This window comes from Rhizobium binae (assembly GCF_017357225.1).
Classification (GTDB): Bacteria; Pseudomonadota; Alphaproteobacteria; order Rhizobiales; family Rhizobiaceae; genus Rhizobium; species Rhizobium binae.
The window spans coordinates 12,900-34,154 of the sequence record NZ_CP071604.1 but is presented as its reverse complement, the minus strand read 5'-3'; the positions used below and the strand labels follow the sequence as shown (position 1 = coordinate 34,154).

Here is a 21,255-nt window from a genome sequence, read left to right as displayed (position 1 = left end):
TGCCGCGGCTTATTTTTTGGCCGCTCCCTTCCCGGCGATTCCCTTCCGAAGTATTGTTTTAAGACTTGATTCGTGGCGGCGGAACCCGTTCGACCGCTGCGAAAATGGGATGTCTTGTCGTAATGCGGCACATTGAAGGACGGAGACATACCGCGGATGTCGGAACTGAAAAACAGCCTGCCGGGTCAGGCGGACGACGGCGCTCGCGCCGGTCGCCGCCCGTCGACGGCAGGCCAAGACTATAACTCTGTAACAGCACACGAGGCCGCAAGGCAAGAGCATGGATCATTGGCGCGCTTCCTGAAAACCTGCGCGGCCGGTACCGCACTTGCCGCGCTGGCACGGCCGGTTCTGGCACAGGGCGAGCAGCAGGCGGCGGCATCGGCTCACCTCTTCACCTCCTCGCAGGTCATCGGCGTTTCCGTCGTTATCGGCGTCATATCGGCAGCGCTTCTTTCGACGCTGTGGCTGGTGCGCCAGCGCGGCAATCTGGAAAATGAGAGCCGGGAAATCCGCTCGGCGCTTTCCGATGCCCAGCAGCGCATTTCGCAATATCAGGCGCTGATCGCCGACAAGAACCGGCGGATCGTCATCTGGGACGGCAATACGCGCCCCGAGCTTCTCGGCCAGCTTCCGCCCGAGACCGGCGCACCGCAGGACGGCGAGTTCCTGGCTTTTGGCCTCTGGCTGAAATCACGCTCGGCCTCGGAACTGGAAAAGGCGATCGACCGGCTGCGTGACGCCGCACAGAGCTTCGACATGGTGGTCGAAACCATGCGTGACGAAGTCCTCGAGGCACAGGGCCGGGTTTCCGGCGGACGCGCCTTCGTCCGCTTCGTGGCGCTCAACAATCTGCGCGCCGAACTCGCGGAGCTTAGGATCGAGCGCGACCGGCTGATGACCTCGATCTCCGCCTTCCAGACCATGCTCGACGCGATCGACATGCCGGCCTGGCAGCGCGACGCGGCGGGTCGCCTCACCTGGGTCAACCAGGCTTATGGCGAGGCGGTCGAGGCACGCACGCCGCAGCAGGCGATCAACGAAGGCCGCGAGATGCTGACGACCGTGGCGCGCGAGCGCATCCGCGCCACGACGACGCCGGAATCACCCTTCCACGACACGATCTCGACGGTGGTGCGCGGCAACCGGACATTCTTCGACGTCGTCGACGTCAAGGTTCCCGGCGGCTCGGCCGGCATCGCAGTCGACGTTTCCAATACAGAGGCGGTGCGCGCCGAGCTGGAACGGACGCTGAAGAGCCATGCCGAGACGCTTGACCATCTCGCCACACCGGTCGCCATCTTCGACGGCGACCGCCGGCTGCAATTCTACAACCAGGCCTTCGTCGCGCTCTGGGGGCTCGATATCGCCTTTCTCGAAGGCCGGCCGGACAATAGCGAGCTGCTCGAGCGGCTGCGCGCAGCCAAGAAGCTGCCGGACCAGCTCAACTGGAAAAGCTGGAAAGAAGGGGCGCTTTCCGTCTATCGCGCACTCGACACGCAATCGGACCTCTGGCACCTGCCGAATGGTCAGACGCTGCGCGTCTTCGCCACCGCCCATCCGCAGGGCGGCGCCACATGGGTATTCGAGAACCTGACCGAACAGGTCGATCTCGAAACGCGCTACAACACGCTGGTCAAGGTGCAGGGCGAAACCATCGACCATCTCTCGGAAGGTGTGGCGGTGTTCGGTCCGGATGGGCGCATCCGCCTGTCGAACCCGGCCTTCCGGGCGCTCTGGGGGATCACCGAAGCCGAGGCCAAGCCCGGCACTCATATCCGAGCGCTCGGCGAGGCCTGCGCCCCCTCCTACGACCGGCCGGACGGCTGGAAGACCTTCGCGGAACTGATCACCAGCTTCGACGACGAGCGCCGCTCGAGCCAGGGGACGCTCGAACTGTTCTCCGGCCTCGTGCTCGACTACGCCGTCATCCCGCTGCCGAACGCGCAGACCATGCTGACTTTCGTCAATATGACGGACAGCGTGCGGGCCGAGCGGGCTCTGACAGAAAAGAACGAGGCGCTGCGCAAGGCCGACGAGCTGAAGAACGACTTCGTTCAGCACGTTTCCTATGAGTTGCGCTCGCCGCTGACCAATATTATCGGCTTCACCGATCTGCTGCGCACGCAGGGCGTGGGGCCGCTGAACGAGCGGCAGGCCGAATATATCGACCATATCTCGACCTCGTCCTCGGTTCTGCTGACGCTCGTCAACGATATTCTCGATCTTGCGACCGTCGATGCCGGCATCATGCGCCTCAACTATGCGGAAATCGATCTCAACGACCTGCTCGACGACGTCTCGATGCAGATCGCCGATCGGCTGCAGGAAAGTGGCGTGGCGCTCGAAATCACCGCGCCTGCCTATCTCGGCTCGATCGTCGCCGATCCCCAGCGGCTGAAGCAGATTCTCCTGAAGCTTCTTTCCAACGCGGCGAATTTCTCGCCGGAGGGCACCTCGATTTCGCTGGAATGCCAACGCGACGGCACGGACTTCGTCTTCTCCGTGAAGGATCGCGGCCCCGGCATCTCGCCCGATATGATCGCGACCATGTTCGATCGGTTCGCAACGGGCGCCAAAAGCGGAAAACGTGGTGGTGCCGGCCTCGGCCTCTCGATTGTCGACAGTTTCGTCAGCCTGCATCACGGCGACGTGACGATCGACAGCGAGCCGGGCAAGGGCACGACGGTCGTCTGCCGGATCCCCTCGGTCGATATTCCCCATTCCGCCGCTGCCGAATGACGACCACCGATACGATCTCGCTTTTCCTGAAGGACGAGGCGGCCACCATTCGCCTCGGCGAAGACCTGGCGCTCGCCTTGAAGGCCGGCGATTGCCTTGCCCTTTCCGGCGATCTCGGCGCCGGCAAATCGTCGCTTGCCCGGGCGATCCTGCGTGCCATTGCCGATGACGATGGGCTTGAGGTCCCGAGCCCGACCTTCACCCTGGTGCAATCCTACGACCTGCGTATCCCGGTGTCGCACTTCGACCTCTATCGGCTCGGCGACGCCAGCGAATTGACCGAGCTAGGCTTCGACGAGGCCCTGCAGAGCGGCATCTGCCTCGTCGAATGGCCGGAGATGGCTGAGAGCGAATTGCCGGCCGAGCGCATCGCCCTGGCGCTGGTGCATGAGGGCAGCGGCCGCCGTGCAACGATCGAAGCCGCCGGTCAGCAGGCCCGACGTATCCGCCGGGTCTTCGCCATCCGCGATTTCCTCGACGGGGCCGGCTATCCCGACGTCAAACGCCGCTTCCTGACCGGCGATGCGTCGCTGCGCGCCTATGAGGCCATCTATCCGGACGCTGCTCCGCGCAAAATCCTGATGGACTGGCGGCCGCATCCCGAGGGGCCGCCGGTCTACGACGGCAAGCCCTATCCCAAAGTCGCGCATCTCGCCCAGAATGCCTATCCCTTCGTTGCCATTGCCGATGCGCTGCGCGAACGGGGGTTCGCAGCGCCGGAGATCTACAGGGTCGATTATGAGCAGGGCATCCTGCTGATTGAGGATCTCGGCACGGAGGGCGTGCTCGACGACGCCGGGCATCCGATCGCCGAGCGTTACCGCCAAAGCGTCGCCTGCCTTGCCCATCTTCATTCCATGCAGTTTCCGCAGGATATCCCCGTTTCCGCCACGCACACGCATCACATTCCGGACTTCGATCGCACGGCGATGAAGATGGAAGTACAGCTTGTGCTCGACTGGCACATTGCCTGGAAGCGTGGCTCCGCACCCTCGGATGCAGAGCGCAAGGAATATCTGGCGATCTGGGACGCGCTGATCGATGAGCTCGCCGCGTCCGAAAAGAACCTGCTGCTGCGCGATTTCCACTCACCGAATATCATCTGGCGCCCGCAGGAGGCCGGCGTCAGACGGATCGGCCTGATTGATTTCCAGGACGCCATGATCGGCCCCACGGCCTATGATCTTGCCTCGATCGTCCAGGACGCACGCGTCACGATCGCGCCGGAGCTCTTCCGGCAGCTGATGGATGATTATCTCACACGTCGCCGTGCGCAGGGCGGTTTCGACGAAGCCGGATTCATGAAGGCTTGGGCGATCATGTCGGCGCAGCGCAACTGCAAACTTGCCGGTCTCTGGGTGCGGCTGCTGCAGCGGGACGGCAAGCCCGGCTATCTCAGGCATATGCCGCGCACGCTCGCCTATCTCAACGTCGCGCTCGAGCATGAGACGCTTTCCCCCTTGCGCGATTGGTGCGCAAGGGCTGGAATAGGCCAGAGCGAATCATAAATTCCGGATCAAGATGACCATCAGACAAGCCATGGTACTGGCCGCGGGTCTCGGAACCCGCATGCGCCCGATCACCGACACGATCCCGAAGCCGCTGGTGAAGATCGACGGCAAGCCGATGATCGACTATGCGCTGGATGCTCTGGTGGCGGCCGGCGTCGAACGGGCCGTCGTCAACGTTCACCACCATGCCGACCAGATGCTCGACCATCTCGGCAATTATCGCGGCCTCGAGATCATCATATCCGACGAGCGGGGCGGGCTGATGAATTCCGGCGGCGGGCTGGCGAAGGGATTGAGGCTGCTTGAGCGCGACAATATCTTCGTCATGAATGCCGACCTCTTCTGGATCGGCGAGCAGCCGGGACGGCCGACGAACCTGCAACGCTTAGCCGGATTCTTCGATGCCGAGCGGATGGACATGGCGCTGCTTTGCGTGCGGATCGAAGATACTACCGGTCACAACGGCAAGAACGACTTCAGCCTTGCGGCCGACGGCCGGCTGAGACGTTACCGCGACGACCCGTCCAACCCCGTCGTCTATGCCGGCGCGATCGCCATGAACCCGTCTCTGTTCGACGATGCGCCGCAGGATGCCTTCAATCTGAATATCTATTTCGACAAGGCGATCGCTCGCGACCGGCTTTTCGGCCTGGTCCTCGATGGGCACTGGCTGACTGTCGGAACGCCGGAGGCGATCGGCGAGGCGGAGGAAACGATCCGCAGGTTGCGGGCGTTCGCGTGAGCCATGACGGAGCGGCACCAGCCACGTATCCTGACGATCCCGGCGGGCCTTCCCTTCCTGAAAACCCTGGCGGCGGCACTGTGCGACGGCCGATTGACGCCGCTCTTCCGGCATGATGTCGACGACCCGCTGTCGCTCGCCAGAGTAACCATGTATCTGCCGACCCGGCGTGCCGTGCGCGTGCTGCGCTCGGCATTCGTCGATCTGCTCGGCGGCCGGTCGGCGATCCTGCCTGTCATCCGCCCCCTCGGCGAAACCGACGATGATAGCGGCTATTTCGACGAGGCGCTGCCGGCGACGATCGACCTTGCCCAGCCGCTGTCGAATACTGCGCGACTGCTGGAACTGGCGCGGCTGATCCTTGCCTGGCGAAACAAGCTACCGGAGATCGTCCGCCATATTCATTCGGATTCGCCGCTGGTTGCGCCGGCAAGTCCGGCGGACGCGATCTGGCTTGCCCGCAACCTCGCCGAGCTGATCGATTCCATGGAAACCGAGGACCTCGATTGGTCGGAACTGTCGAAGCTCGATACCGGCGACTATGCCGCCTGGTGGCAGCTGACCGCCGAGTTTCTGCAGATCGCCAGTGCCTTCTGGCCGGAGCGGCTTTCCGAACTCGGCAAATCTTCACCGGCACGGCACAGAAACGCCATTCTCAGAGCCGAAGCAGCCCGGCTTTCGGCGTCCAAGCCCGGCGGGCCGATCATCATCGCCGGCTCGACGGGTTCGGTTCCGGCGACTGCCGATCTGATCGCCGCCGTCGCCGATCTGCCCGAAGGCGTAATCGTCCTTCCAGGACTCGATCTCGCCATGCCCGAAGGACATTGGCAGATGGTCGCGCCGGAACCGGTGCCGGGCCAACATGCCGATCCGGCAAGCCGGAGCCATCCGCAATACGGGTTGTCGTCGCTGTTGAAGAGGCTGAGGCTGACACGGGCCGATGTCTGCATCCTCGACAGGCCGGAGGCCGATCTTGACCGGCGCGCGGAGATCCTGTCCCGGGCGCTCGCCCCGGCGGAGGCGACAAGCGACTGGGGAACATGGAAGAGCGAACTGCCCGGGGGAGCGCTCACTTCGGCCTTCAACGCCGTTTCGCTGATCGAAGCCGCCAACGAGCGCGAGGAAGCAACCGCGATTGCCGTCGCGCTCAGACTGGCGCTGGAAAGGCCTGGGCAGGACGGCGAGAGCCGGGCAGCCCTGATCACGCCGGACCGCAACCTCGCCCGACGGGTGATGGCGGAGCTTTCCCGCTTCGGCATCCTCGCCGACGATTCGGCCGGCACGCCGCTTTCGGCCACGCCGCAAGGCAGCTTGCTGAAATTGCTGCTGGAGGCGGCGCTGCGCCCTGGTGATCCGGTGGCGATCGTCTCGCTGCTCAAACATCCGCTGGCCAGCTTCGGCCTCGAACGCGCCACGCTGATTTCCGCCACCGAGGCGCTCGAACTGCTGGCGCTGCGCGGCGGCGTGGCGGAAGTGGATATCAGCGCACTGGAGCCGCTGCTCACCCATCAGCTTGCCGAACAGGCCCTGGACAGGCACCCACCGCAATGGCGAAAGGCGCTTCCCGCCGAGGCCGCCGAGGCCGCATTCGAGCTTGCCCGCCGGGTTGGCCGGGCGACGGAACCCCTTGCCGCCGCGCTGATCCGGCACCGGCCGGAGGATCGCGGCAAGACGGCAAGTTTCACGCTTTCCGAATGGGCCGCGCGCACCGGCCGTGCTCTCGAAGCGGTCGCGGTCGATCCGCAGGGCAATCTTGCCGATCTCTGGTCGAACGAGGCGGGGAATGCCCTTGCCTCCCTTCTCGGCGAAGTGATCGACACCGACGGGCAGATGGAGGCCGACGGGCCGCAATGGGTCGACATCATGGCGGCCCTTGCCGCCGGCCATGCGGTGAAGCCTCGGGCGCTGAGCCACCCCAGGCTGTTCATCTTCGGCACGCTGGAAGCTCGGCTGCAGAGCGTCGATACGCTGATCCTCGGCGGGCTGAACGAAGGCTCATGGCCCGGGCAGAGCGCCAACAATCCGTTCATTCCGCGAATGATGAAGACGGAGATCGGGCTCGAGCCGCCGGAGCGGCGCATAGGCCAGCTGGCGCATGATTTCGAGATGGCGAACGGCACCCGCCACCTGATCTATTCCAGAGCGCTGCGCCAGGGTTCGACGCCGACGGTCGCCTCGCGCTGGCTCCAGCGGCTGCTGGCGCTCGGCGGGGAGGCGTTCGAAGCGGAACTCAAGGGGCGCGGCACCCGCTTCCTGCAATGGGCCGGTCTCATCGATCGGGGAGAGACCCAGGCGCCGGCGCAGCGGCCTTCGCCGAAACCGCCGCTGGCGCTGCAGCCGAAATCCTACTCCTTCAGCGAGGTCGGGCGGCTGCGCCGCGATCCCTATGCCATCTATGCCCGCCGTATCCTGCGGCTCGATCCGGTCGAGGCGTTCAATCGCGATCCCGGAGCGGCCGAACGCGGTACGCTCTATCACAAGATCATCGACCGGTTCATCCGCGCGGCCCATGTGGCCGGCACGCCGGAGGCGGCAGCGGCGATGGAGCTCATCCTGACGGAGCTTTTCGACATGGAAAAGCTGCCGCCGCATATCGATGCCGTGTGGCGGCCACGCTTTCGGGAAGTGGCGCGCGCCTTTCTCGAATGGGAGGCCGGACGGCGGCCAGCCATCCGCAGGACGCTGACGGAAGTGCGCGGCGGCGTGGAGCTGGAGACGATCAATATCCGGCTCAATGGCATCGCGGACCGGATCGACATTATCGGGCCGAACGCCGCCGATATCATCGACTACAAGACCGGCTACAACCCGTCGCCGGCGCAGGCACGCGCGCTTCTCGATCCGCAGCTCGCGCTGGAAGCGGCGGCCTTGCGCGCCGGCGCCTTTCGTGATGCCGGGAGCCTTACGCCACAGGATCTGCTCTATGTCCGCCTGCGTCCCGGAACCCGGTTCCAGGTCGATATGGTCAACAATGAAACTGCCGCCCGCAGCGACAAGGCGAAATCGGCGATCGACCTTGCCGAGGAATCCGTCGATCAGCTGGTCAAGTTCGTCAGCCTGCTGCAATCCGGCGAAAAGGGCTTTACCTCACGACTCATCCCGGCGCAGCAATTTGAATTCGGCGGCGACTACGATCATCTCGCCCGCGTCTCCGAATGGTCGACGGCCGAGAATGAGGAAGGCGGCGGCGATGAATGAGGTGAGCGACCTTCCTGATAGCGACGATCCCGGGGCCTGGATCGGCTGGACCACGATCCAGCAGGCGATCGCCTCCGATCCGGTGCGCTCGGCATGGGTTTCGGCCAATGCCGGTTCCGGCAAGACGCATGTCCTGACCCAGCGCGTCATCCGGCTTCTGCTCGCCGGCGCGCGGCCTTCAGCCATTCTCTGCCTCACCTACACCAAGGCCGCGGCTTCGGAAATGTCGAACCGCGTCTTCGAACGGCTGGCGGACTGGGTGGTGCTCGACGATGAAGATCTCAGCGGGCGGATCATGCAGATCGAAGGGACGGCGCCCGACCGCATAAAACTGGCCGAGGCCCGGCGGCTCTTTGCCAAGGCGCTGGAGACGCCGGGCGGCTTGAAGATCCAGACGATCCATGCCTTTTGCGAGGCGCTTCTCCATCAGTTCCCGCTGGAGGCCAATGTCGCCGGGCATTTCTCGGTTCTCGACGATCGCGCCGCCGCGGCGCTGCTTTCCGATGCGCGCCGGGCGCTGCTGACGGCGACGACGCCTGAAGAAGGCAGCGCCCTTGCAGAGGCTTTCGCCTACGTGCTCAATCTCGGCGACGAATCCGGCCTGGAGAATCTGCTCGGCGACATTGTCGCCAACCGCAACCCCATCCGCCGCTTTACCGCAGCCGCCGAACGGCAGGGCGGCGTGGACATGGTTCTGCGCAAAAAACTCGGTCTCGCCGCCGATGACACGGAGCGAGGCATTGCGGCGCAGTACTGGCCGCTGCCGGCACTTTCGGGCGGCACGCTGGAACTTTATCTGTCGCTGGCCGATCAAAAGGGCGGCGCCAAGGCGCAAGAGGTTGCCTATGGCCTCAGGCTCGCCGGCCGGGAGCGGGATGACGCCAGGCGCGCCGCGATGCTCGAGAAGATTTTCCTGACGGCGAAGGGCGAGCAGAAAACGGACTCGCAGTTCCTGGTCAAGGCCATGCTTGCCGAAGCGCCGCAATTGACCGACGCCATCGCCGCCGCTCGTGCGCATGTCGCGGCAAGCCGCGACCGGCTGAAACTGATGCGGATGCACAGCGCTACGCAGGCCGTGCTCGTGCTCGCCGACCGGCTGAATCACGATTACGAGGAACTGAAGAAACAGCGCAGCCAGCTCGATTTCGAGGACCTGATCACCCGCACCTCCGACCTGTTGACGAAGAGCGGCGTCGGTCCCTGGATCCATTACAAGCTCGACCGGGGTATCGATCACATCCTCGTCGACGAGGCGCAGGATACCAGTCCGATCCAATGGAGCGTCATCCAATCCCTTGCCGAGGATTTCTTTTCCGGCGCGAGCGCCCGGCCGATCGTGCGGACGCTGTTTGCCGTCGGCGACGAGAAACAGTCGATCTATTCTTTTCAGGGGGCGCGGCCCGAGCGTTTTTCCGAAGAGAGCGACCGGACGCGGCGGCGCGTCTCCGACAGCGGACAGAGCTTTTCTTCCGTGCGGCTGCCGCTCTCCTTCCGCTCGACCGCTGACGTGCTCGAGGCCGTCGACGAGATCTTCAGAACATCAGACAATGCGCGAGGCCTCAGCGCCGTCGGCGAGCCTGTCGTTCATCGTTCCAGCCGGATCGGACATCCCGGCGCCGTCGATCTCTGGGAAATGGTCGCGCCGGAAGCGGTAGTGAAGGAAGAGGATTGGACGGCCCCGTTCGATGCGACGCCGGAAAGCGCGCCGGCCGCAATTCTGGCGCGGCGGATCGCCCATTCGATCGGCACGCTCGTCGGCCGTGAAACGATCGTCGACAAGGGCAAGGAGCGGCTGATCGAGGCCGGTGATATCCTGGTGCTGGTGCGCAAGCGCGACGCCTTCGTCAATGCGCTGACGCGCGCCTTGAAGCGTCGCGGCGACATTCCCGTCGCCGGCGCCGACAGGCTGGTGCTGACCAGCCATATCGCCGTGCAGGATCTGCTGGCGCTCGGCCGTTTCCTGCTTCTGCCGGAAGATGACCTGTCGCTCGCCGCCGTGCTCAAGAGCCCGCTTTTCGATCTCTCCGAGGAGGACATCTTTGCGAGCGCGGCACTGCGGGGCGACAATGAGAGCGTCTGGAGCCATCTCAAGAAATTCGCCGCCGACGGTAACGAGCGTTTCCGCGCGGCGGTCGAAAAGCTGGAACTGTTTCTCCGACAATCGAAAAACCTGTCGGTGCATGATTTCTACGCGCGCCTGCTGGGCAGCCACGGCGGACGGCGGCAGTTTCTCGCCCGCCTCGGCACCGAAGTCAGCGATATCCTCGACGAATTCCTGACCTTCACCCTCGACCATGAGAGCTCCGGCCTTCCCGGGCTGCAATCCTTCATCTCGACGCTCGAGCTCGAAGCGCCCGAAGTGAAGCGCGAGCAGGACAAGGGGCGCAACGAGGTCAGAATCATGACCGTGCATGCCTCGAAGGGTCTTGAAGCACCGATCGTTTTCCTGGTCGACGGCGGCTCAAAAGCCTTTACGCATACGCATCTGCCGAAGCTTCGCCTGATCGAAACCGACCCGGACGAACCGCCGATGCCCGCTTGGGTTCCCGTCGCCGACCTCGCCAATTCGCTGACGCAGAACGATGCCGCGCGAATCCAGATGCTGGCCGAAGAGGAGTATCGCCGGCTGCTCTATGTCGCCATGACGCGGGCCGCCGACCGGCTGGTCGTCTGCGGCTACCGCGGCGTGCGCGCGAACAACGACAGCTGGCATATGATGATTTCCACCGCGCTCAATGAAGGCCATCCGCATGTGGAGGCAGCGAGCTTCTCCGATCCTGACGGGGAATGGGCGGGCATCAGGTGGCGCGTACCGCGGGTGGAGCGGAGCTTCGAGCGGATCAACCGCAGCGAAACGCGCGACAACGAAGAGCCATTGCCTCTAGGCCTGCTGCAGCCTTTGCCGCCACCGGCGGAACTGCCTCGGCCCCTCAGCCCTTCCGGCGCCGGGACGATCATCAACGAAGACGAAGGCGGCCTGGTTGTCACTTCGCCGCTCTTTTCGGAGAAACAACGCAGTGATCTCTCGCTGGAGAAGGGCAGGCTGCTGCATCGCATGCTGCAGGCGCTTCCCGATATTCCGCCAGACGCACGGCCAGGCGCAGCGCAGCGTTACGGCGAACGGGCGGCGCGATTCTGGCCGGAGCCCGAACGCCGCAAGCTGGTCGAATCGGTTTTGAAACTTTTGGATGAAAAGGACTTGCAGCCCGTCCTCGGCGAGCAGGCCCGGCCCGAGGTCTCGATCATGGGGACATTGATGCTCGACGGCAGGCGCTATGCCGTCTCCGGCCGCATCGATCGGCTGGCCGTGCTTACCGATCGCGTCGTCATTCTCGATTACAAAACCAATCGGGTGCCGCCGGCGACCGAGGAGGCCATCCCCTTTGCGCACCGGGCACAGCTGGCGATCTATCGCGAGATTCTCGCGCCACTCTATCCAGGCAAGCGCATCGACTGCATGCTTGTCTATACCGAGAACGCCTCGCTCTACACGCTGAGCGAAAAGGCGCTCGGTTTGGCGCTTGCAGGACTCAAGACAAAGTGAAATACCGGACATTGAAAATTCGGCACCGCACCATCACATGTGGTTCAACACCCAATTCCTTTAAAGGAGCAGCCCATGGCTACCGTGAAAGTCGATATCAATAACTTCCAGTCGGAAGTTCTGGAATCCGCAGAACCCGTCGTCGTCGATTTCTGGGCTGAATGGTGCGGGCCGTGCAAAATGATTGCTCCGAGCCTCGAGGAAATCGCCGTCGAGATGGAAGGCAAGGTGAAGGTGGCCAAGCTGAATATCGACGAGAATCCGGAGCTCGCCGCGCAGTTCGGTGTGCGCTCCATTCCGACGCTTGCAATCTTCAAAGGCGGCGAAGTCGCCGATATCTCGGTCGGCGCCAAGCCGAAGACCGCGCTTTCGAACTGGATTTCGAACGCTGCGTGATTGGTATCGTCTGAGATCAGATTGACGAAAAAGCCCGGCTTCGACCGGGCTTTTTCAATGTGACGCGCTCATTTCGGCGGCGTGCCGTTGTCGGAAAGCACGTCGCCGACGAGGTAGAGGGAACCGCCGACGAGGATGCGCGGCGGCAGCGCCTGCGGATCGGTAACGGCCTTTATGGCTTCGAGCGCCTCGCCGACCGTCGACATCGGCTCGGCAACCAAACCGGCATCATAGGCAGCATTCGATAAGATCACCGGATCGATCATCGCATCGCTGCCGCGGATCGGCACGCAGAAAACCTTCTCGACCAGTCCGGCGAAGGCTTTGAAATAGCCAACCGGGTCTTTGGTGTTGATCATGCCGATGATCAGGAACAGCGGCCGCGACTGGCGTTCCTCGAAATTGGCCATGGCTTCGGCGATCACTTCGCCGGCACCGGGATTATGCCCGCCATCGACCCAGATTTCGGCGCCGGCGGAAGCATATTGCAGCAGCCGGCCCTCGCTGAGGCGCTGCAGCCGGCCTGGCCATTCGACCGAATTCATCGCCTTTTCCATCATCGTCTCGGTGACGGTAAAGCCTGCGGCCTTGACGGCGCGGATGGCGGCAGCGGCATTGGCATATTGATGGCGGCCGGGAAGGCGCGGCAGCGGCAGGTCGGCAAGCCCGTATTCGTCCTGATAGACGAGCCGGCCATATTCCTCATGCGCCATGAAATCCTGCCCGAAAACGGCGCTCGGGCAATGCAGCCGCTCGGCCGTCGACATCAGCACGTCGAGCGCGGCGTCATATTCCTGGTGGCCGATCACCACAGGCAATCCCGCCTTCATGATGCCGGCCTTTTCGGCTGCGATCAGTTCGACCCTGTCGCCGAGATAGGGCTGGTGATCGAGCGAGATCGGCATGATCACCGAAACAGCCGGATCGGAAATGACATTGGTAGCGTCGAAGCGGCCGCCGAGGCCAACTTCGATGATCGCCGCGTCGGCCGGATGTTCGGAAAACAGAATGAAGGTGACCGCCGTCAGGATTTCGAAGACAGTGATGTGCTGACCGGCATTGGCATCGGCCACACGACGCAGGGCATCGGCAAACACGGCATCCTCGACGAGCTGCCCGCGCCCGCCCGCCACACCGATGCGATAACGCTCGTGCCAATTGACGAGATGTGGCGAGGTGTGGACATGGGCGCTGTAGCCGCCCGCCTCCAGCAAAGCGCGGCAGAAGGCAGTAACCGAGCCCTTGCCGTTGGTGCCGGCGACATGGATCACCGGCGGCAATTTCCGGTGCGGATTGCCGAGTTTCTCGAGAAGACGGGTGATGCGATCCAGCGACAAGTCGAATCCCTTGGGATGCAATCCCATGAGTTGTTCGATCTCGTGCGCTGCCTCACTCACCGCGGTTTGGCCTCTGGGTATCAATTCGGCACCCCGCCTGCTTGTCGGTTATCAGGCGCTCGCCGCCAGGGCGATGGCGCCGCCATTCACGTCATTGGCCGCCGAGACGGGCTTCTTCGTCAGGATCTTCAGCAGGCGCGCCAGGGTTTCGGGAATATCGTGACGCTTGACGACCATGTCGACCATACCATGTTCCAGCAGATATTCGGAGGTCTGGAAGCCCTCCGGCAGCTTTTCGCGCAGCGTCTGCTCAATGACCCGCTTGCCGGCAAAGCCGATTTCGGCACCGGGCTCGGCCAGATGGATATCTCCGAGCATGGCGTAGGAGGCGGTAACGCCACCCGTCGTCGGGTTGGTCAGCACGACGACATAGGGCTGGCCGGATTCCTTCAGCAGGTCGACGGCAACCGTCGTGCGCGGCAGCTGCATAAGCGAGAGAATGCCTTCCTGCATGCGCGCGCCGCCGGAGGCGGGGAACATTACCAGCGGGCACTTTTCCGACGTCGCACGTTCGAACGCCTTGACGATCGCCTCGCCGGCCGCAATGCCGAGCGAACCGCCAATAAAGTTGAACTCATGCACGACGGCGACGAGCTTCAGCCCCCGCACCTTTCCGAGACCGGCGAGGATCGTGTCCTCCTGTTCAGTCTTCACGCGGCTATCGCGCAGGCGATCGATATACTTTTTGGAATCGCGGAACTTCAGCGGGTCCTGGGCGACCTTCGGCTGCGGCAATGATTCGTATTCGCCATTGTCGAAGAGATCGGCGAGGCGTGCCTTGGCCGGCATCTTCATGTGATAACCGGATGCCGGAATGACCCATTTGTTGGATTCGAGATCCTTATGAAAAACCATTTCACCCGTTTCCGGGCACTTGATCCAGAGGTTCTCCGGCACTTCGCGACGGCCCAGCATGGAATTGATCCGCGGGCGAACGTAGTTGGTGATCCAGTTCAACTCGAATACTCCTGATTGACGAGTGCCAATGTGGGAAAACTATTCGGCAGCAACAAGGCGCGCCGAACGGGTTCCCGATGAGAGGCCGCGCACCAGCGTTGCGACCGCCTGAACCGTGTCCGCCGTCGCCTTGCCGTCCTTGGTCAGGCTGGTGGCGACCTGATTGACGATGGCGGTGCCGACGACGACGCCGTCGGCCGAGCCGCCGATGACCTTGGCATGTTCCGCCGTCTTGACGCCGAAGCCGACGCAGACGGGGAGTTCGGTATGCTGCTTGATGCGCTGGACAGCGCCCGAAACCAGCGACGGATCGGGCAGCGCCGAACCGGTGATACCGTTCATCGAGACGTAATAGACAAAGCCGGAGGTATTCTTCAACACTGTCGGAAGGCGCTTCTCGTCAGTGGTCGGCGTTGCCAGGCGGATGAAGTTGATACCCTTGCTGATCGCCGGAATGCAGAGTTCGTCGTCCATCTCGGGCGGCAGGTCGACGACGATCAGGCCGTCGATGCCGGCGGCGAGCGCATCGTCCAGAAACTTCTCGACGCCGTAGATATAGATCGGATTGTAATAGCCCATCATCACGATCGGCGTCTGATCGTCGGTCTTGCGGAAGTCGGCTGCCAGCTGCAGCGTCTTCTTCAGCGTCTGGCCACCCTTCAGCGCACGCTGGCCGGCCAGCTGGATCGCCGGGCCGTCGGCCATCGGATCGGAAAAGGGCATGCCGAGTTCGATGATGTCGGACCCTGCCTCCGGCAGCGCTTTCATGATGCCGAGAGAGGTATCGTAATCAGGATCGCCGCCCATGAAATAGGTCACAAGCGCCGGACGGCCTTCGGCCTTCAGCGCGGCAAAGCGTTTGTCCATGCGTGCGGTCATGTCTTACAGTCCCATTCCCAGAATCTTGCCGACGGTGAAGATGTCCTTGTCGCCGCGACCGGAGAGGTTCATCAGGATGATCTCGTCCTTGCCCATCGTCGGGGCGCGCTTGATGACCTCGGCAATCGCATGCGCGGCCTCAAGCGCCGGGATGATGCCTTCGAGGCGGGTCAGGGTCTGGAAGGCTTCGAGCGCTTCGTGGTCCATGATCGGCACATAATCGACCCGGCCGATATCGCTGAGCCACGAATGTTCCGGACCGATGCCGGGATAGTCGAGACCCGCAGAAATCGAATGGCCTTCCTTGATCTGTCCGTCGCCGTCCTGCAGCAGGTAGGTGCGGTTGCCGTGCAGCACGCCCGGCGTGCCGGCAGTAATCGAGGCGCAATGTTCATCGCCCTGCAGGCCCTTGCCGCCTGCCTCGACACCGACGATCTTCACCGCGGAATCGTCGAGGAAGGGGTGGAAGATGCCGATCGCGTTCGAACCGCCGCCGACGGCAGCGACGACGAGATCCGGAAGACGGCCTTCCGCCGCCATAATCTGCTCTTTTGCCTCAGTACCGATCACCGACTGGAAGTCACGGACCATCTCCGGATAGGGATGCGGACCGGCCGCCGTTCCGATCAGATAATAGGTGTCCTCGACGTTGGTGACCCAGTCGCGGAGCGCCTCGTTCATGGCGTCCTTCAGCGTGCCGCTGCCTGCCGTTACCGGTTTGACTTCCGCGCCGAGCAGCTTCATGCGGAAAACGTTCGGCGCCTGACGCTCGACGTCGGTGGCGCCCATGTAGACGACGCAAGGGAGGCCGAAGCGGGCGGCAACGGTTGCGGAGGCAACACCATGCTGGCCGGCGCCGGTTTCAGCGATGATCCGCGTCTTGCCCATGCGCTTGGCGAGCAGGATCTGGCCAATGCAGTTATTGATCTTGTGCGAACCGGTGTGGTTCAGTTCCTCGCGCTTGAAATAGATCTTCGCGCCGCCGAGTTCGGCCGTCAGCCGCTCGGCAAAATAGAGCGGGCTGGGGCGGCCGATATAGTGCGCGCCGAGGTGCTTCAGTTCCGCCTGAAAGGCCGGATCGGTCTTCGCCTTGTTCCATTCGTCCTGCAGGTCGAGGATTAGCGGCATCAATGTTTCGGCAACGAAACGACCGCCATAGATGCCAAAGCGGCCGTCTTCATCAGGCCCGGAACGGAAGGAATTCGGTTTAGGCGTTTCGTTCACTCTCAACTCCCTGAGGCCACGACAGGCGCATTCGCCTTTTGGACCGCGTCGAAAAATTCGTCGATCAATGCAACGCTCTTGACGCCCGGCTCGATTTCGACACCCGAGGAGACGTCGATCCCACGTGCCGTGGTATTCGCCAGCGCATCGGCGACATTGTCCTTGTTCAACCCGCCGGACAGCATGTAGTCGATGCTGCCATCGAGCCAGCTCAGAAGGCTCCAGTCGAAGGAAATGCCGTTACCACCCGGCAGTTCGGAACCCTTTGGCGCTTTCGCATCGAACAGGAAACGATCGGCGATGCCGATATAGGCTTCGACCCGCTTCAGGTCGTCGGCGGTGCGCACCGAAAAAACTTTCATAACGGGCAGACCGTAGAGCGCCTTTATGGTCAGCACGTGTTCCGGGCTTTCGTTGCCGTGAAGCTGCAGAATATCCGGCTTCAACAGCGAGACGATCTCATCCAACTCATCATTGGTGGGATCGACGACGACAGCGACGATCTTCGCCTTGCCGCGCGCAGGTTCGGCAAGTTTTGCAGCCAGGTCCGGCTCGATGTAGCGCGGGCTCTTTTCAAAGAAGATAAAACCGATATGGGTCGCGCCGCGCTTCAGCGCGCGATCAATCGCTTCCGCCGTCTTTAAGCCACAGATTTTGATATCCGTTTTCATGGCAGCGAAGTGACACGAAATGCGGCAAGAGTCGAGCCAATTTGCATGCTAAGCTGCATTTACGCGAGCTTCGATCAGTCGAAATCGATGGCGTGCAGCTGACTGCCGTGCCGCTTCAGCCAGGATTTCGCTTCCTCCATGCCGGGGCAAAGCTTCTTACACAGCGCCCAGAAGCGCGGCCCGTGGTTCATCTCCTTGAGATGAGCGACCTCATGAGCGGCAAGATAATCGATCACCGAAGGCGGCGCCATGACGATCCGCCAGGAAAAACTCAAATTTCCCTCCGACGAGCAGGAACCCCAGCGGCTGCGGGTATCCTTCATCGAGATCGAGCGGATCGGCGCCCGGATGGTTGCGGCATGCATCGCCGCCAGTTTCTCTAGATCGGTGCGCGCCTCCTTCTTGAGAAAGGCCGCGATACGCCGCCCCATATGCTCAGGCATGCCGCTGACGCGCAGGACCGGTTCGTTCCCCGCGGAGACCACCTCCGTCAATCCGCGCAGGCTGCCGGAATGCTCGATACGATGGTAAACGCCGCGCAAGAGGATCTTGCCGCCGTCGCGCAGGCCGCCATCGGTCGAGAATTTGGCAAGCTTGGTGAGCAGCCAGCCTTGGTGACGATCAAGGAAGGCATTGACCTCGCGTGGTGCAAGACCTTTCGGAACGGTCATCTTCAAGGCCCGGCCGCCCGGCTCGATGCGCAGGGTAATGCGCGTCGCCTGTTCATGATGCTTGATGGTGAGAGGCATCAACCGGCCGGCAACATCAAGCGTCCGCGTTTCGGGCGGAGCCGGCTTTCGCGCCTTTGGCCGTGTTTTCAGAAGCGGAAACATGGGAGTTTTCTATACGATTCGCCAGCGAATCTAAACGATTTGCCGGGCTGCTGCATGTCGAATGCCACAGCGTCCTTCGGGTGTCTTGAAACGACGCGCGGCGCTGCAGGCAGACATGGAAAAACCGGCATCGGTCAAGATGCCGGTCATCGCTTCATCACTCAACCACTCACGGCGTCTGAAATTCTGCGACCGGGCCGCCGTTATCGTCGCGCTTGGCATTCCTGCGCTCGCGCATGAAACGGTCGAACTCTTCCTGGTCCTTGGCGCGGCGGAGTTCGCGGAGATAACCGTCGAATTCCTCGCGCATTTCGTCGAGCTTGCGGCGCTCTTCCTCGATCCGGTCGAGCTCGGCCTTACGCCAATCGTCGAAGGCGACGTTGCCGGTCGAGAAATGCGGGCGGTGATGGCCATGCGAACGGCGGCAGGAGGCAAAGAAGCCGTCGGTCGCCTGGTTTACGTCGCGCTTGAAGCCGCGCAGACGCTCGCCGAAGATGATGTAGGCAAGCATGGCCAGACCCAGAGGCCAGAAAACCATGAAGCCGAGAATCATCAGGGCAATGGTAGCCGGAGTCCAATCCGGGCGAAGCAATGCTGACTGGTTCATCGTGCGGTATCCTCACGTTCTGCGCCCGGCAAGATGCCGAACGCTGGAATCGATGTGGTTACCGCACTGGCAGCCTTCAAGACAATTGCCCACGAAATCGGACAAGGTCTTGAATCCGCTTTTCTAATTCAGCTAGCCCTGATTAGGCCGTCCGGCCGCCCTTGATGACGCGCTGTACCGGGCGCTTGACCGCGGCACGCGAATGCTGGCGTACGAAATTGACGATGCGCGGCGCGATCTCACGGCGGAACCGCGAGCCGTTGAAAACGCCGTAGTGGCCCACATCCGGCTGGAGATAGTGCATGCGCATATCTTCAGGAATGTTTACGCAGATGGTCTGCGCTGCCTTTGTCTGGCCGACGCCCGAGATGTCGTCATTCTCGCCTTCAACGGTCAAAAGCGCGACTTTGCGGATCGACGCGGCATCGACGCGTTTGCCGCGATGCATCAATTCGCCCTTCGGCAGCGAATGCTTGATAAAGACCTGCTCGACCGTCTGCAGGTAGAATTCGGCCGTCAAATCCATCACCGCCAGATATTCGTCGTAGAAATCGCGATGTTTTTCTGGTTCGCCATCATTCTTCACGAGGTGCATGAAGAATTCCTTGTGGGCGACGAGGTGCCGGTCGAGGTTCATCGACATGAAGCCCGAAAGCTGCAGGAATCCAGGATAGACAGGCCGCATGAAGCCCGGCTGCGGCCAGGGCACATTCATGATGACGTTGTCGGAAAACCACTGCAGCGACCGTTCCTGGGCGAGCTTGTTGACGGCGGTCGGATTGATGCGCGTATCGATCGGGCCGCCCATCAGCGTCATCGAGGACGGCGAGAGCGGATCGTTGGCTTCCTCCATCACCGCGGCTGCGACCAGCACAGGGACGGAGGGCTGACAGACGGCGATCACATGCGTGTCGTGACCGAGAAAATGCAACATCTCGATGATGTAGTCGACATAATCGTCGAAATCGAAAGTACCTTCCGTCATCGGCACCATACGGGCGTCGATCCAGTCGGTGATGTAGACATCGGCGCTCGGCAGCAGCGCTTCGACCGTGCCGCGCAATAGCGTCGCATAATGACCTGACATCGGCGCCACGATCAGAATGCGCGGGTCGCTGGCGCGGCCGGGGGGAACGTTCCGAGCGAAATGCAGCAGATTGCAGAAGGAGCGCGACCAGACGACCTCTTCACGAACAGAAACCGCTCGATCGTCGATTATCGTCTGCTTCAAGCCGAATTCCGGCTTTCCGTAGCGGCGTGTCGTACGTTCGAACATTTCCAGGCTGGCCGCCATCGTCCGGCCGAACGGGGTGTGCGAGAAGGGATTCAGCGGATTGGCATAGGCAAAACGCATGATATCCGCCGCGGCGCGAAATGGCGCCATGGCAGCATGATTCAATTCATAAAGCTGATAAAACATACAGGGCGCCGCCTTTCTCTATCGAAAAGATGACGTCGATTGATAGACATCCAATCTTTCCGCACGCTGGCACGTAACGCAGACTAACAGGTTTTTGTTGCACAGCAACATGGACGTGCCAAACCTGCACAGGAAATGCCAGAGTGTTGACCCCTGGCATCACCGTAGGACTGAAAGCTTAAGTTTCAGCGCAATCAGTGTTGTTAACGATCGGCAACGAAGCTCTGCCTCTGGCTGCCGAGACCTTCGATGCCGAGCTCGACGACATCGCCGTCCCGGAGATAGCGCGGCGGCTTCATGCCCATGCCGACACCGGGCGGCGTTCCCGTCGAAATCACGTCGCCCGGATGCAGCGACATGAACTGGCTGAGATAGGAAACGATATGGGCAACACCGTAGACCATGGTTTTGGAAGAACCGTCCTGCATCGTCTGGCCGTTGACCTTCAACCACATGCCGAGATTCTGCGGATCGGGGATCTCGTCTTTGGTCACAAGCCAGGGGCCGATCGGTCCGAAGGTGTCGCAGGATTTGCCCTTGGTCCATTGGCCGGCGCGTTCCGTTTGGAAGGCGCGTTCGGAAACGTCGTGCGAGACGCAGTAACCGGCGACGTAGTCGAGCGCCTCGGCTTCGCTGACATATTTCGCCGTTTTGCCGATGACGACGCCGAGTTCGACTTCCCAATCGGTTTTTTCCGAACCGCGCGGGATGCGAACGGTGTCGTTCGGGCCTGATATGGCCGACGTCGCCTTCATGAAGATCACCGGCTCCGGCGGCACGGTGGCGCCGGTTTCGGCGGCGTGGTCGGAAAAATTGAGGCCGATGCAGATGAATTTGCCGGTGCCGGCAACGCAAGCGCCGATGCGGCCGGGTGCAAGTTCGGGAAGGCTCTTCGGATCGATCGCCGCGATCTTTGCAAGGCCCGCCGGCGAAATTGCCTCGCCGCCGATATCGGCGACATGACCGGAGAGATCGCGGATTTTGCCATCGGCATCGAGAAGTGCCGGTTTTTCACGACCTGCTTCGCCAACACGCATCAGCTTCATGGAATTCCTCCTCATCAAAAACTAAGTTGCGATCACCTATGAACGAATTATTCATCGGTGTCATTACGGCTTTGTCGGGAAGCGGTAC

At 62.3% G+C, this 21,255-nt stretch carries 15 protein-coding genes; 6 read left to right on the top strand and 9 right to left on the bottom strand.

Features of this window, described 5'->3' with window-relative positions; translation table 11 throughout:
- Positions 1-156 precede the first annotated feature (156 nt).
- The 6 genes from J2J99_RS00155 to trxA all read left to right on the top strand — a co-directional run bounded on the left by J2J99_RS00155 (position 157) and on the right by trxA (position 12,133).
- Entirely contained in the window at positions 157-2,742 is a 2,586-nt protein-coding gene (locus tag J2J99_RS00155; RefSeq protein ID WP_168295154.1) for a sensor histidine kinase, read from the top strand.
- Entirely contained in the window at positions 2,739-4,250 is a 1,512-nt protein-coding gene (gene tsaE / locus J2J99_RS00150; protein WP_168295153.1) for a tRNA (adenosine(37)-N6)-threonylcarbamoyltransferase complex ATPase subunit type 1 TsaE, read from the top strand. The genes J2J99_RS00155 and tsaE overlap by 4 nt, the downstream gene beginning before the upstream one ends.
- Before the next feature lie 13 nt (positions 4,251-4,263).
- Complete coding sequence (locus tag J2J99_RS00145; protein ID WP_168295152.1) at positions 4,264-4,995, top strand: nucleotidyltransferase family protein; 732 nt, start codon at positions 4,264-4,266, stop codon at positions 4,993-4,995.
- 3 nt (positions 4,996-4,998) lie between these two features.
- Positions 4,999-8,193, top strand: coding sequence for a double-strand break repair protein AddB (gene addB, locus J2J99_RS00140; protein WP_168295151.1), 3,195 nt, complete (start codon positions 4,999-5,001; stop codon positions 8,191-8,193).
- On the top strand, positions 8,186-11,737 hold the full coding sequence (gene addA / locus J2J99_RS00135) for a double-strand break repair helicase AddA (RefSeq protein ID WP_168295150.1): 3,552 nt from the start codon (positions 8,186-8,188) through the stop codon (positions 11,735-11,737). The genes addB and addA overlap by 8 nt, the downstream gene beginning before the upstream one ends.
- Positions 11,738-11,812: 75 nt before the next feature.
- Positions 11,813-12,133, top strand: coding sequence for a thioredoxin (trxA, locus tag J2J99_RS00130; protein ID WP_008528748.1), 321 nt, complete (start codon positions 11,813-11,815; stop codon positions 12,131-12,133).
- Between the two features lie 68 nt (positions 12,134-12,201).
- Here trxA and J2J99_RS00125 read toward each other — a convergent pair whose 3' ends face one another.
- From J2J99_RS00125 to J2J99_RS00085, 9 genes are all read right to left on the bottom strand, one after another.
- The gene (locus J2J99_RS00125) at positions 12,202-13,554 is read right to left on the bottom strand and encodes a bifunctional folylpolyglutamate synthase/dihydrofolate synthase (RefSeq protein WP_205918657.1); all 1,353 of its coding nucleotides are present in this window, start codon (positions 13,552-13,554) and stop codon (positions 12,202-12,204) included.
- Between the two features lie 27 nt (positions 13,555-13,581).
- Positions 13,582-14,487: an acetyl-CoA carboxylase, carboxyltransferase subunit beta gene (gene accD / locus J2J99_RS00120; RefSeq protein ID WP_168295149.1), complete on the bottom strand. Its 906-nt coding sequence runs from the start codon at positions 14,485-14,487 to the stop codon at positions 13,582-13,584.
- A gap of 39 nt (positions 14,488-14,526) precedes the next feature.
- Positions 14,527-15,366 (bottom strand): tryptophan synthase subunit alpha, encoded by an 840-nt coding sequence (gene trpA, locus J2J99_RS00115; protein ID WP_168295148.1) that lies wholly within the window; start codon positions 15,364-15,366, stop codon positions 14,527-14,529.
- Between the two features lie 3 nt (positions 15,367-15,369).
- On the bottom strand, positions 15,370-16,590 hold the full coding sequence (trpB, locus tag J2J99_RS00110) for a tryptophan synthase subunit beta (protein WP_168295147.1): 1,221 nt from the start codon (positions 16,588-16,590) through the stop codon (positions 15,370-15,372).
- 2 nt (positions 16,591-16,592) lie between these two features.
- Entirely contained in the window at positions 16,593-17,261 is a 669-nt protein-coding gene (locus tag J2J99_RS00105; protein WP_168295146.1) for a phosphoribosylanthranilate isomerase, read from the bottom strand.
- Between the two features lie 74 nt (positions 17,262-17,335).
- Positions 17,336-18,094 carry a M48 family metallopeptidase gene (locus tag J2J99_RS00100; RefSeq protein ID WP_168295145.1) on the bottom strand — a complete coding sequence of 253 codons (759 nt, stop codon included), beginning with the start codon at positions 18,092-18,094 and terminating at the stop codon, positions 17,336-17,338.
- Positions 18,095-18,263: 169 nt separating this feature from the next.
- Entirely contained in the window at positions 18,264-18,701 is a 438-nt protein-coding gene (locus J2J99_RS00095; protein ID WP_168295144.1) for a DUF2852 domain-containing protein, read from the bottom strand.
- Positions 18,702-18,843: 142 nt separating this feature from the next.
- Positions 18,844-20,121 carry a polyhydroxyalkanoate depolymerase gene (locus tag J2J99_RS00090; protein ID WP_168295143.1) on the bottom strand — a complete coding sequence of 426 codons (1,278 nt, stop codon included), beginning with the start codon at positions 20,119-20,121 and terminating at the stop codon, positions 18,844-18,846.
- A 203-nt stretch (positions 20,122-20,324) separates the two neighbouring features.
- The gene (locus tag J2J99_RS00085) at positions 20,325-21,167 is read right to left on the bottom strand and encodes a fumarylacetoacetate hydrolase family protein (RefSeq protein ID WP_168295142.1); all 843 of its coding nucleotides are present in this window, start codon (positions 21,165-21,167) and stop codon (positions 20,325-20,327) included.
- Between the last annotated feature and the right edge of the window lie 88 nt (positions 21,168-21,255).

Excerpts from the sequence above, each read along its gene's own strand:
- J2J99_RS00155 (WP_168295154.1), top strand. The coding sequence starts at position 157 with ATGTCGGAACTGAAAAACAGCCTGCCGGGTCAGGCGGACGACGGCGCT.
- tsaE (WP_168295153.1), top strand. The coding sequence starts at position 2,739 with ATGACGACCACCGATACGATCTCGCTTTTCCTGAAGGACGAGGCGGCC.
- J2J99_RS00145 (WP_168295152.1), top strand. The coding sequence starts at position 4,264 with ATGACCATCAGACAAGCCATGGTACTGGCCGCGGGTCTCGGAACCCGC.
- addB (WP_168295151.1), top strand. The coding sequence starts at position 4,999 with ATGACGGAGCGGCACCAGCCACGTATCCTGACGATCCCGGCGGGCCTT.
- addA (WP_168295150.1), top strand. The coding sequence starts at position 8,186 with ATGAATGAGGTGAGCGACCTTCCTGATAGCGACGATCCCGGGGCCTGG.
- trxA (WP_008528748.1), top strand. The coding sequence starts at position 11,813 with ATGGCTACCGTGAAAGTCGATATCAATAACTTCCAGTCGGAAGTTCTG.
- trpA (WP_168295148.1), bottom strand. The coding sequence starts at position 15,366 with ATGACCGCACGCATGGACAAACGCTTTGCCGCGCTGAAGGCCGAAGGC.
- J2J99_RS00105 (WP_168295146.1), bottom strand. The coding sequence starts at position 17,261 with ATGAAAACGGATATCAAAATCTGTGGCTTAAAGACGGCGGAAGCGATT.
- J2J99_RS00100 (WP_168295145.1), bottom strand. The coding sequence starts at position 18,094 with ATGTTTCCGCTTCTGAAAACACGGCCAAAGGCGCGAAAGCCGGCTCCG.
- J2J99_RS00095 (WP_168295144.1), bottom strand. The coding sequence starts at position 18,701 with ATGAACCAGTCAGCATTGCTTCGCCCGGATTGGACTCCGGCTACCATT.
- J2J99_RS00090 (WP_168295143.1), bottom strand. The coding sequence starts at position 20,121 with ATGTTTTATCAGCTTTATGAATTGAATCATGCTGCCATGGCGCCATTT.
- J2J99_RS00085 (WP_168295142.1), bottom strand. The coding sequence starts at position 21,167 with ATGAAGCTGATGCGTGTTGGCGAAGCAGGTCGTGAAAAACCGGCACTT.